10 protein-coding genes are annotated in these 11832 nt (G+C 69.3%); 8 read left to right on the plus strand and 2 right to left on the minus strand.

Annotation, left to right across the window (positions count from 1 at the left end; all coding sequences use genetic code 11):
- The 6 genes from M9917_RS04045 to M9917_RS04070 all read left to right on the plus strand — a co-directional run bounded on the left by M9917_RS04045 (position 1) and on the right by M9917_RS04070 (position 6837).
- A complete protein-coding gene (locus tag M9917_RS04045) occupies positions 1-1362 on the plus strand; it encodes an RsmB/NOP family class I SAM-dependent RNA methyltransferase (RefSeq protein ID WP_297251078.1) in 1362 nt (453 codons plus the stop codon).
- 83 nt (positions 1363-1445) lie between these two features.
- The gene (locus tag M9917_RS04050) at positions 1446-3170 is read left to right on the plus strand and encodes a heparinase II/III family protein (RefSeq protein ID WP_297251080.1); all 1725 of its coding nucleotides are present in this window, start codon (positions 1446-1448) and stop codon (positions 3168-3170) included.
- A gap of 85 nt (positions 3171-3255) precedes the next feature.
- A complete protein-coding gene (gene purH / locus M9917_RS04055) occupies positions 3256-4848 on the plus strand; it encodes a bifunctional phosphoribosylaminoimidazolecarboxamide formyltransferase/IMP cyclohydrolase (protein ID WP_297251082.1) in 1593 nt (530 codons plus the stop codon).
- Between the two features lie 61 nt (positions 4849-4909).
- Positions 4910-6088: a low temperature requirement protein A gene (locus tag M9917_RS04060; protein ID WP_297251084.1), complete on the plus strand. Its 1179-nt coding sequence runs from the start codon at positions 4910-4912 to the stop codon at positions 6086-6088.
- A 3-nt stretch (positions 6089-6091) separates the two neighbouring features.
- Entirely contained in the window at positions 6092-6370 is a 279-nt protein-coding gene (locus M9917_RS04065) for a hypothetical protein (RefSeq protein WP_297251086.1), read from the plus strand.
- Entirely contained in the window at positions 6367-6837 is a 471-nt protein-coding gene (locus M9917_RS04070) for a YbaK/EbsC family protein (protein WP_297251088.1), read from the plus strand. The genes M9917_RS04065 and M9917_RS04070 overlap by 4 nt, the downstream gene beginning before the upstream one ends.
- 3 nt (positions 6838-6840) lie before the next feature.
- Here M9917_RS04070 and M9917_RS04075 read toward each other — a convergent pair whose 3' ends face one another.
- Positions 6841-7644 carry a DUF72 domain-containing protein gene (locus tag M9917_RS04075; RefSeq protein ID WP_297254691.1) on the minus strand — a complete coding sequence of 268 codons (804 nt, stop codon included), beginning with the start codon at positions 7642-7644 and terminating at the stop codon, positions 6841-6843.
- Between the two features lie 238 nt (positions 7645-7882).
- Here M9917_RS04075 and M9917_RS04080 point away from each other — a divergent pair, with 238 nt between their 5' ends.
- On the plus strand, positions 7883-9139 hold the full coding sequence (locus tag M9917_RS04080; protein ID WP_297251090.1) for an NAD(P)/FAD-dependent oxidoreductase: 1257 nt from the start codon (positions 7883-7885) through the stop codon (positions 9137-9139).
- A 24-nt stretch (positions 9140-9163) separates the two neighbouring features.
- Here M9917_RS04080 and M9917_RS04085 read toward each other — a convergent pair whose 3' ends face one another.
- Entirely contained in the window at positions 9164-9994 is an 831-nt protein-coding gene (locus M9917_RS04085) for an N-acyl homoserine lactonase family protein (RefSeq protein WP_297251092.1), read from the minus strand.
- Positions 9995-10264: 270 nt separating this feature from the next.
- Here M9917_RS04085 and ahcY point away from each other — a divergent pair, with 270 nt between their 5' ends.
- Positions 10265-11677 (plus strand): adenosylhomocysteinase, encoded by a 1413-nt coding sequence (gene ahcY / locus M9917_RS04090; RefSeq protein WP_297254693.1) that lies wholly within the window; start codon positions 10265-10267, stop codon positions 11675-11677.
- Positions 11678-11832: the final 155 nt, after the last annotated feature.

The raw sequence follows: 11832 nt of genomic DNA on the forward strand, positions 1-11832 counted from the left end.
ATGGCCGATCGTTTTGCCCCGCGCCGCCCGCCCCGGGCGGCGGCCCCCGAACGCGAGGACGCGCCGGGCCTGCCGGCGCGCCGGCTCGCGGCCGCCGTCATCGACGAGGTGCTGCGCGCCCGCGTCGCGCTCGACGAGACGCTGGAGCGGCTCCTGCCCGAATCCGGGCTCGACGCCGCCGATGCGAGCCTGGCGCGGGCCATCGCGGTCACGGCCTTCCGCCGGCTCGGCACGATCCGCCACGCCATCGACGCCCGCCTCGACCGCGGCAGCCCGCGCCAGTCCGGCCCGTTCGAGCCGATCCTGACGGCAGCGGCGGCGCAGATCCTGTTCCTCGACGTGCCCGACCACGCCGCCGTCGACCTCGCCATCCGCCATCTGCACGAGGATCAGCGCTCGGCCCGCTATGCCGCGCTCGGCAATGCCGTGCTGCGCCGTCTTGCCCGCGAGCGCGACGCGGTCCTTGCGGAAGCCCAAGCCGACGCCTTCGGCGACACGCCCGACTGGCTCATCGAAAGCTGGTCAGCGGCTTATGGCGAAGAGACGGCAGCCGCCATCGCCATGAGCCATCGCGAGGAGCCGCCGCTCGACCTTTCCGTCAAGGCCGATCCCGCCGGCTGGGCCGACAAGCTCGGCGGCATCGTCCTGCCGACCGGCTCGGTACGCCTGCGCGAGCGGCAGGCCATCGCCGGCCTGCCGGGCTTCGAGGAGGGCGCGTGGTGGGTGCAGGACGCAGCAGCGGCGCTGCCGGTCAGGCTGCTGGCACCCCAACCCGGCGAACGCATCGCCGATCTCTGCGCGGCGCCCGGCGGCAAGACGGCCCAGATCGCGGCAGCCGGCGCCAGCGCCACCGCGCTCGACCGTTCCGGCCCGCGCCTGCGCCGCCTGAAGGCCAATCTCGCCCGGCTCGGCCTCGCGGCGGAAATCGTCACCGCCGATGCCGCAAGCTGGAAGGCGGACCCCTTCGACGCCGTGCTGCTCGATGCCCCGTGCAGCGCGACCGGCACCATCCGCCGCCATCCCGATGTCGCCTGGACAAAGCTCCCTGAAGACCGCGACCGGCTCGCCGCCCTGCAGGCGCGCCTGCTCGACGCCGCCGCCGCGCTGACGAAGCCCGGCGGGCGCCTCGTCTACTGCACCTGCTCGCTCGAGCAGCAGGAGGGCGAGGAGCAGACTTCCGCCTTCCTCGCCCGTCATCCCCAGTTTCGTCGCGAGCCGGTGCGCCCCGCCGAAATCGGCGGTTTGACCGATCCGATCGACGGCAACGGCGATATCCGCACCCTGCCGCAGCAATTGCCCGGCGAAACGCCGCGCCTGTCGGGATGGGCGGGATTTTACGCAACCCGCCTGATCAGGCTATGACGGGATCGGGATCCGCGTGGCACGATGCCGCGCCGGAGGACGGAGCTTACGCGCCTTTGAGCGGCTGGTCTGAGCGACGGGGATTGGCCCAGGCCGCGATCGGCCGCGCGGCGCGGCGGACGCGCGGCCAATTCGTCGGCGCGACGCGAAAGCTCTGGCCCTTCGGCCGCAGCCATGCCACCCGCCTGCTCTTCGCCCCGCATGATCTGCGCACGGCCGATCCGACCACGGCCGGCGATTTCTATGCCGGCTACTACGCCTTCGCCGGGCGGACGCTGCGCAGCCACGGCGAATCGCCCTTCGACGCCATGCCACCGAGCGAGGCCTGGGCGGAAGCGCTCTATGGCTTCGGCTGGCTGCGCCACATGCGCGCCGCCGACACGGCGATCGCCCGCGCCAATGCCCGCAGCCTGGTCGAGGATTTCATCGCCAAGCGCCGCCACCGCCACGAGATCGCCCGGCGCCCGACGGTGGCGGCCCGCCGGCTGATCTCGCTGCTGTCGCATTCCCCGCTCCTGCTGGAAGGCGCCGACCACGTCTTCTACGAGCGCTATCTGCGCCATGTCTCGCGCCTGTCCGACCGGGTCGGGCTGGCGCTGGCGGGCGCGGTCGAAGGGGCGGACCGGCTCAACGGCCTGATCGCGGTGGCCTTCGCCGCGATCTGCCTCGACGGCCAGGACGGGCGCCGGCGCCGGATCGAGAGCCTGCTCTCCGACGCGCTCGACGAGCAGATCCTGCCCGATGGCGGCCACCTCTCGCGCAATCCGCGCCTGCTGATCGAATTCCTGCTCGACCTTTTGCCCCTGCGCGAGACCTTCGCCGCCCGCGGGCTCGAGCCGCCGCGCGGCGTCCTGACCGCGATCGAGCGGATGATGCCGCATTTGCGCCTGTTCAGGCACGGCGACGGTGCGCTTGCCCTGTTCAACGGCATGGGCACGACCCCGCCCGACCTGATGGCGACGCTCGCGGCCTATGACGACGCGCGCGGGCGCCCGACCGAGCACGCCGCCTATTCCGGCTATAGCCGGCTTTCGGCCGAACGCAGCATCGTCGTCGTGGACGCCGGCGCCCCGCCGCGCGGCGCCTATTCGGTCGAGGCCCATGCCGGCTGCCTCGCCTTCGAATTCTCCAGCGGCGCGCAGCGGATCGTCGTCAATTGCGGCGCCAGCCGCTTCGGCCCGCCCGAGTTGAAGCTCGCGGCACGCTCCACCGCCGCCCATTCGACGCTCGTGCTCGCCGATCGCTCCAGCGCGAATTTCGGCATGGTGCTGGGGCAGATGCGCATCGTCGCCGGTCCCCGCGACGTCCGCGTCGCGCGCCAGGACGGCGCGGACGGCCCGGAATGGGTCGCAAGCCATGACGGCTATCGCCGCAGCCTCGGCGCGGTCCATACGCGGCGCCTCCTGCTCGCCCGCGACGGCGCTTCGCTTGCCGGCGAGGACGAGATCGCGCTCAACGGCGCGCACGCGACGCTTCCCGCCGCGCTGCGCTTCCACCTGCATCCGAACGTCCGCGTGAGCCTCGTGCGCGAGGGGAGCGGGGCCATGCTGGCGCTCGCCTCGGGCGAGGTCTGGAGCTTCGAGGCGCAGGGGCTTGCCATCACCGTCGAGGAGAGCATCTTCCTCGCCGCCTCCGACGGCAGGCGGCGCATCGAACAGCTCGTCGTCGCCTTCGACGCCGTCGCGACGCCGCGCGTCGCCTGGCGCTTCGGCCGGATCAGCACCGCCAATCCGCGCGCGAGGCAGACGCTCGCCGCGGCGCTGGCCGAACGCGACACGGCAGAGCCCGACCCGGCGACGCCAGACTGATCCGCCCGGCGGCTTTGCCTTTTGCAACGCAGCATGATAGCCCCGCGCGGCCTTCCTTCGCCATCCAAGCCGGACCCTGATCCCGATGCCGCATGAGCTTCGCCGCGTCGAACGCGCGCTCCTTTCCGTTTCCGACAAGACCGGGCTGATCGACTTCGCGCGCGCCCTTCACAGGCTCGGCATCGCGCTGGTCTCGACCGGCGGCACCGCCCGGGCGATCGCCGAGGCCGGCCTGCCGGTCAGCGACGTCTCCGACCTCACCGGCTTCCCCGAGATGATGGACGGCCGCGTCAAGACGCTGCATCCGAAGGTGCATGGCGGGCTGCTCGCCATCCGCTCCCACCCCGAGCACCAGGCCTCGATGCTCGGTCACGGCATCCAGCCGATCGACCTCCTGGTCGTGAACCTCTACCCCTTCGAGGCGACGGTCGCGGCCGGGCGCAGCCATGACGACTGCATCGAGAACATCGACATCGGCGGCCCGGCGATGATCCGCGCCGCCGCCAAGAACCATCACGACGTCGCCGTCGTGGTCGAGCCGGCCGACTACCCTTCCGTCCTCGCCGACCTCGAAGCCCAGAAGGGCGCGACCACGCTGACGCTGCGCCGCAGGCTGGCGCAGAAGGCCTATGCCCGCACCGCCGCCTACGATGCCGCGATCTCGAACTGGTTCGCGGCCGAGCTCGGCGACACGGCGCCCGCCTTCCGGGCGCTCGGCGGCGCCCTCGCCGAGACGATGCGCTATGGCGAGAACCCGCATCAATGGGCCGCCTTCTACCGCACGCCCGAGAACCGTCCCGGCGTCTCGACCGCCCGCCAGGTCCAGGGCAAGCAGCTCTCCTACAACAACATCAACGACACCGACGCCGCCTTCGAATGCGTCGCCGAGTTCGATCCGCAGGCGAGCGCGGCCTGCGTCATCGTCAAGCACGCCAACCCCTGCGGCGTCGCGGCCGGCGGCTCGCTGCTGGAATCCTACGAGCGGGCGCTGGCCTGCGATCCCGTCTCGGCCTTCGGCGGCATCGTCGCGCTGAACCGCAAGCTCGACGCGGCGGCAGCAAAGAAGATCGTCGAGATCTTCACCGAGGTGATCATCGCGCCCGAGGCCGAGGAGGAGGCGATCGCGCTGATCGCCGCCAAGAAGAATTTGCGCCTGCTGCTGACCGGCGGCCTGCCGGACGCCCGCGCGCCGGGGCTGTCGCTGCGTACCGTTTCCGGCGGCTTCCTCGTCCAGTCGCGCGACAACGCCGTCGTCGACGACATGGAGCTGAAGGTCGTGACGAAGCGTGAGCCGAGCGCGCGCGAGCTTAACGATCTGCGCTTCGCCTTCCGCGTCGCCAAACATGTCAAGTCGAACGCCATCGTCTATGCGAAGGACCTCGCGACCGTCGGCATCGGCGCCGGCCAGATGAGCCGCGTCGATTCCTCGCGCATTGCCGCCTGGAAGGCTGCCGAAGCGGCGAGGACGGCGGGATTGGCCGAAAGCCTGGCCAAGGGCTCGGTCGTCGCCTCCGACGCCTTCTTCCCCTTCGCCGACGGGCTCATCGCGGCGGCGGAGGCCGGCGCCACGGCGGTGATCCAGCCCGGCGGCTCGATGCGCGACGACGAGGTGATCAAGGCCGCCGACGAGGCCGGCCTCGCCATGGTCTTCACCGGCCACCGCCACTTCCGCCATTGACGGCGGCACCGGGGGCAGGACAGCTTCGCCGGCAGCTGGGCGTCAGGAAACGAGGGTCCGCATGGAGAAAGCACGAAAGCCCGGCGCGCTGCTGAGGGAGCGCGTCGGACACCAGCATGCGCGCGTTTCCTATGTCGAGCTGTTCTTCGACCTCGTCTTCGTCTTCGCGATCACCCAGATCTCGCACACGCTGCTGGAGCATTTCAGCGGGCTCGGCCTGGCGCAGGCCGCCTTCCTGCTCGGCGCCGTCTGGTGGGTCTGGATCTATACGAGCTGGGTGACGAACTGGCTCGATCCCGAGACGACGCCGGTGAGGCTCATGCTCTTCGGGCTGATGTTCCTCGGGCTCACGATGTCGTCGAGCCTGCCCGACGCCTTCGGCGACAGGGGGCTCGTCTTCGCCGGCGCCTATGTCGCGATGCATCTGATCCGCTCGCTGTTCACCATGGCGAGCCTCAAGGGCGCCTCCCCCGCCAATTACCGCAATTTCCAGCGCATCACGATCTGGCTTTGCATCTCCGGCCTGTTCTGGATCGCCGGCGGATTGAGCGAGGGCCCGCTGCGCTTCGGCCTCTGGCTTACGGCGCTGGGCATCGAATATGCCGGCCCGGCACTGGGCTTCCGCGTCGCCGGGCTCGGCCGCTCGACCACGAACGACTGGGATGTCGAGGGCGGCCATTTCGCCGAGCGTTGCGCCCTCTTCATCATCATCGCGCTCGGCGAGTCGGTCATCATGACCGGAGCGACGGCCGCCAAGCTGCCCGTGACCGCGGTCAACCTGACCGCCTTCGTCAACGCCTTCGTCAGCTCGGTCGCGATGTGGTGGATCTACTTCCATATCGGTGCCGATCGCGGCAGCCGGCTCATCGCCCATTCCGACGATCCGGGCCGGATCGCCCGCATCGCCTATACCTATCTGCATATCCTGCTGGTCGCCGGCATCATCCTGGTCGCGGTCGGCGACGAGCTCGTCATCGCCCACCCGCTCGGCCATACCGAGACCAAGACCGCGATCGCGGTCGCCGCCGGCCCGGCCTGCTATCTCCTCGGCAATCTCCTGTTCAAGCGGGTGACGGCCGGCTGGTATCCGCTCTCCCATCTCGTCGGGCTCGGGCTGTTCGTCATGCTGGGCTTCTGCTCCGGCCTGCTGCCGCCGCTCGGCTACAGCCTCAGCGCGACCGCGATCCTCATCCTCGTCGCGTCCTGGGAAGCGCTGGCGCTGCAACCGAAGGACGCCTGAGCCATGCATACGATCAAGGTCATCGGCCTCGGCTTCGCCCTCATGGGCCTGCTGCTCTTCCTCGCGCCGCGCCTGTCCATCTCCTCCGGGCGGCCGATACCCTTCGCCGTCAGGCTGTTCCTGCCGCTCTGGTTCGTCGGCGCGCTGGTCAATCTCTGGATCGGCGTCAGCCGCGCGGGCTATACCGTGATGGAGGAAGCGCCGATCTTCCTCGTCGTCTTCGCGGTGCCGGCACTCGCCGCCCTGCTGATCCTGTGGATGACCTCGCGAATCGCCCGATGAGCCTCGATTCCGTCCGCGCCTTCTTCGCCGCCAACGCCCCCGACATCGCCGTCATCGTCACCGAGGACAGCAGCGCCACCGTGCCGCTCGCCGCCGCGGCGCACGGCGTCGAGCCCGGCCAGATCGCCAAGACGCTGTCGCTGCGCATCGGCGAGGAGGTCGTGCTGGTCGTCACCCGCGGCGATGCAAGGCTCGACAACAGGAAGGCCAAGGCGGCGCTCGGCGGCAAGCCGCGCATGCTCGGCCCCGAGGAGGTCGAGGCGCTGACCGGCCACCCCATCGGCGGCGTCTGCCCCTTCGGGCTCAAGACGCCGCTCAGGGTCTATTGCGACGTCTCGCTTCAAGCGTTCGACATCGTCGTGCCGGCGGCGGGCTCGACCCATAGCGCGCTGCGCATCGCGCCCGGACGCATGGCGCAGCTGACGGGCGCGACATGGGTCGATGTCTGCCAGGAGGCGGCGGAATAGGCGTCAGCCCCTGGTGCGCGCGATCAACGCCATCGCGGCGGCCGGATTGCGGAGCTTGTCGCCGCTGATGACATAGAGGAACACGTCGCGCGGCTCATTGCCGGCCGGCGGCGCCAGCGTTTCCAGCCCCTCCGGCACGCCGCCCCCGGCCCAGGCCCGGGCGGCCCTCGCCCAGCGCTCGAGCCCGGCCTCGGAATAGCCCTTGGGCTCGGCCTGCTTCGTCCCCATGATCCGCGCATAGACGAAGGGCGCCGTCGCATCGGCGATCTGCGGATAGGCGGCATCGGCCGCGGTGATCGCCGCGACACCGTATTCCCGCAGCAGCGCGATGAAATCGGGCGAGCGGAAGCTGTCATGCCTGACCTCGACGGCATGGCGCAGCGCGATCCCGTCCAGCTCCCCGGGCAGGAGCTTGAGGAAAGCCTCGAAATCCGCGGGATCGAACTGTTTCGTCGGCATGAACTGCCAGTTGATCGGCCCGAGCTTGTGCCGAAGCTCGGTCAGGCCGCCGGTCAGGAACTTCTCGATCGAAGGCCCGGCTTCCGCCAGCACGCGCCGGTTCGTGCAGAAGCGCGACGCCTTCAGGGCGAAGACGAAGTCGTCCGGCGTCTCCTCGCGCCACTTCGCGAAGCTTTCCGGCTTCTGCGCGCCGTAACAGGTGCCGTTGATCTCGATCGAGGTCAGCTTGCCCGCGGCATGGGCGAGCTCGCGCTTCTGCGGCAGGCCCGCGGGATAGAAGCTCCCGCGCCAGGGCTCGAACACCCAGCCGCCGATGCCGATCCGGATCGCTCCCGCCGCCTTCGCCATGATGCCCTCCCTGACGAGCCGATCCTGCCCCGGCCCGACGGGACGCGCCACCCGTTTTCGGGACGCGGGCGCGGCGATCCCTCCCCGGGGCAGCCCTCCGATGCACGGCGGATTGCCCAGAACGGGCGGCGCGGAGGCCCGACAGCCCCGCCGCTTGCTGACATGTCAACCGATGGAAGCGCGAGATCGGGAGGAAGGCCGCGGCCGGCGGCCGGCGCGATGGATAAGGCGCTGTCCCTTGAGGAAGACATCAGCAGAGCGGCGCGTCCTGATCGTCGGTGCCGGCGCGGCCGGCCTGAGCGCGGCGCTCCAGCTGCAGCGGCGGGGCTTTTCCGTCACCGTGATCGAGGAGAGCTCACCGGGCTCGGGCGCCTCCTATGGCAATTCCGGCATGCTCGTCGCCGATACCGCGATCCCGACCTTCCAGCCCGGCATGATCTGGAAGGTCCCGGGGTGGCTCGCGGACCCGCTCGGCCCCCTCACCGTCAAGGCCGCCTACCTGCCCCGCGCCCTGCCCTGGCTCTGGCGCTATCTGCGCCTGGGCACGCGCGCCAACGTCCTCGAGACGGCGGAGGCGTTGCGGCCCCTGCATCGCTACACGCTCGACGGCTGGCGCGACAATATCGGCGACGAGGCGATGGCGCGGCTGACCCGGCAGGACGGCCAGGTCTATCTCTGGGAGCGGATGAAGGCACCGCCCGCCCGCAGCCTCGAGGACGAGGTCCGGGCTCGTTTCGGCATCGAATCCGACGCGCTCGGATCGGACCGGATCCGGCAGTATTTCCCCGGCATCTCGCGCGAGGTCTCGCATGGGCTGCTCATTCCCGGCAACGGCCATACGGTGAACCCGCGGGGGCTGGTCGGCGCTCTCACCGAGACCTTCCGGCGCGAGGGGGACGGCGCGCTCCTGCATGAACGCGCGCTGCGCATCTGGCGCGAGGGCGACCGCTGGACGGTGATGACGAATCTCGGGAACCATGGCGGCGAGGCGGTGGTCGTCGCCGCCGGCGCGTGGTCGGGGCGCCTGCTCGCCCCGCTCGGCGTCGCCATCCCGCTCGAAACCGAGCGGGGCTACCATGTCATGCTGAGCAATCCATCCGTGCGGCTGGGCATGCCGATCCTCAACAAGAGCCGCTATTTCGGCATGAGCTCGATGTCGGAGGGCCTGCGCGTCTCGGGGACGGTCGAGATCGCCGGCCTCGACGCCCCGCCGACGCTGGCGCGCGCCAGGGTGCTGACGGCGCAGGCGAAGCGGCTGTTTCCCGACCTGACCTTCGACGAGGAGGCCTATTGGATGGGGCACCGGCCCTCCATTCCCGACGGCCTGCCCGCGATCGGCGAAATTCCCGGGCAGCCTGGCCTCTACGCCTGTTTCGGCCACGGCCATTCGGGCATGACGGCCGCCCCGGCGAGCGGGCGCCTGCTCGCCGAGCTCATGGCGGGGGAACGGCCGACGATCGACCCGGCCGCCTATTCCCCGGCCCGGTTTTCGTAAGGCCCGCGGCGAGATCGCCGCGCGTCAATCGAGACGCACGGCGATGCCGGCGAGATCCTCTCGCGCCGGCGGAAAACGCTCCATGACCAGCGGATCATGGCCGGGAACGATCATCTCCGGCGCGCTCGCCAGCCGCCGCAGCGCCGTGTACCCATCCAGCGCCTGCCCGACGTGAACATTGAGGAAGAAGGGCCGGTACGTCTCGAAATTCTCATAGAAATGGCTCGCATCCGAAGCGACGACGAGCCAGCCCTTGCGCGTCCAGATCCTGACGAATTGCTGCCCCGCGCTATGCCCGCCGACGCGATGGAGGGAAACCCCCGGGCAAAGCTCCCCGGCGCCGTCGTGAAACGCGATGCGCCCGGCATAGTTGAGGCGAAGCAGGCGAACCACGTCCTCGAGCTCGTAGGGGCCGCCGCAGCAGGAGAACCGCATGTAACGCCCCGTCGCAAAAGCCATCTCGGCATCCTGAAGATGGATCGTCGCATTCGGCAGCATGTCGAGGTTGCCGGAATGATCGAAATGGAGATGGGTCAGCACGACGTCGCGCAGCTCGGACGGCTCGACGCCCAGGAGCTTCAGGGAATCGATCGGGCAGCGCAGCATGTCGCGGCGACGGCGCTCGGCACTCTCGCGCGAGAAGCCGGTATCGATCAGGATCGTCCGGTCGGGGGACCGGGCAAGCCAGACGTAGTAGTCGAGCGTAGCCGGCCCGTCATGGGGGTCACGCTCCAGGAAGTAGTCGTTGCGCGTGCCCGTGCGCGTCGCATAGCGCAGGGCATAGACCTCGAAAGGGGCACAGTCGGGTTTTCCAGCCAACGAGGGAAAGTCGAAATAGCTGTCGAGTGAGGTCATGCCTGCATGTTCCGTGTTCGCTCGCGGGATCTGAGGTCCGCCAAGGGGCCGATTGGCGAGGACAGCCGCGCCGGCCGGGGTCTGAAACCCCGTGAGCCGGCGGCTGCTTCGCTCGGCGATACTCTAGAGGCTGTCATGGGCTTTGGAAGCGTTTTCGATCAGGCCGGCACGGCGGCATGACGACGCCGGCGCATGCCTGTCATATAAAGACATCTTTATGTCTTTGATTGCGTTGCGCCGCGCCCGCTGCTAGAGAGCCGCCACATTCAGATTGGAGCAACCCCCGTGTCGCAGGACTATATCGTCAAGGACATCTCGCTTGCGGATTACGGCCGCAAGGAAATCAACATGGCCCAGGACGAGATGCCGGGGCTGATGGCGGTTCGCGCCGAGAACAAGGGCAAGGCCCCGCTCAAGGGCGCGCGCATCGCCGGCTGCCTGCACATGACCATCCAGACCGCTGTGCTGATCGAGACGCTGAAGGAGCTCGGCGCCGATGTCCGCTGGTCGTCCTGCAACATCTTCTCGACCCAGGACCATGCCGCCGCCGCGATCGCCGCGACCGGCACCCCCGTCTTCGCCATCAAGGGCGAGACGCTGGAGGACTATTGGGAATATGTGCTGAAGACCGCGGCCTGGGGCGACGGCGGCACGCCGAACATGATCCTCGACGACGGCGGCGACCTGACCATGCTGATCATCCTCGGCGCCGAGGCCGAGGCCGGCAACGCAGCCTTCCTCGACAAGCCGGGCAATGAGGAGGAGACGATCTTCTTCGCCCTGATCAAGCGCCAGCTCAAGGCCAATCCCGGCTGGTTCACCAAGACGCGGGCCGCGATCAAGGGCGTCTCGGAGGAGACCACCACCGGCGTCCACCGCCTCTACGAGCTCGCCAAGGCGAACCGCCTGCCCTTCCCGGCGATCAACGTCAACGACAGCGTCACCAAGTCGAAGTTCGACAACCTCTATGGCTGCCGCGAATCGCTGGTCGACGCCATCCGCCGCGGCACCGACGTGATGATGTCGGGCAAGGTCGCGGTCGTCGCCGGCTATGGCGACGTCGGCAAGGGCTCGGCCGCCTCGCTGCGCCAGGCCGGCTGCCGCGTCCTCGTCACCGAGATCGACCCGATCTGCGCGCTGCAGGCGGCGATGGAAGGCTACGAGGTCGTGACCATGGACGACGCCGCCCCGCGCGGCGACATCTTCTGCACCGCCACCGGCAATCTCGACGTCATCACCGTCGACCATATGCGCGCGATGAAGCACCGCGCCATCGTCTGCAACATCGGCCATTTCGACTCGGAGATCCAGGTCGCCGGCCTGAAGAACTTCAAGTGGGACAACGTCAAGCCGCAGGTCGACGAGATCGAGTTCCCCGACGGCAAGCGCATCATCCTGCTTTCGGAAGGGCGCCTCGTAAACCTCGGCAACGCCACCGGCCACCCGTCCTTCGTGATGTCCTGCTCGTTCTCGAACCAGACGCTCGCACAGATCGAGCTGTGGAACCACCACGCAAAATACGAGAACAAGGTCTACACCCTGCCCAAGCACCTCGACGAGAAGGTCGCGGCGCTCCACCTCGCCAAGGTCGGCGCGAAGCTCACCAGGCTCAACGACGCCCAGGCGAAGTACATCGGCGTGCCGCAGGCGGGCCCGTTCAAGCCCGAGCACTACCGCTACTGACAGGCGCAAGGCGCTTGCCACCCCAAGGCCCGGCACCCGCCGGGCCTTTTTTCATGGCTGTGCCTTCCGGGAATCACCTCCGCAGACACTACGGATTGTGTCGGTCCGGCTTGCTGCCTCTACTGGTAGACAACTTCGGAACGTACCCGCGCGCG

Origin of the sequence: Bosea sp. (in: a-proteobacteria) (genome assembly GCF_023953965.1) — a bacterium.
In the GTDB taxonomy this organism is placed as follows: Bacteria; Pseudomonadota; Alphaproteobacteria; order Rhizobiales; family Beijerinckiaceae; genus Allobosea.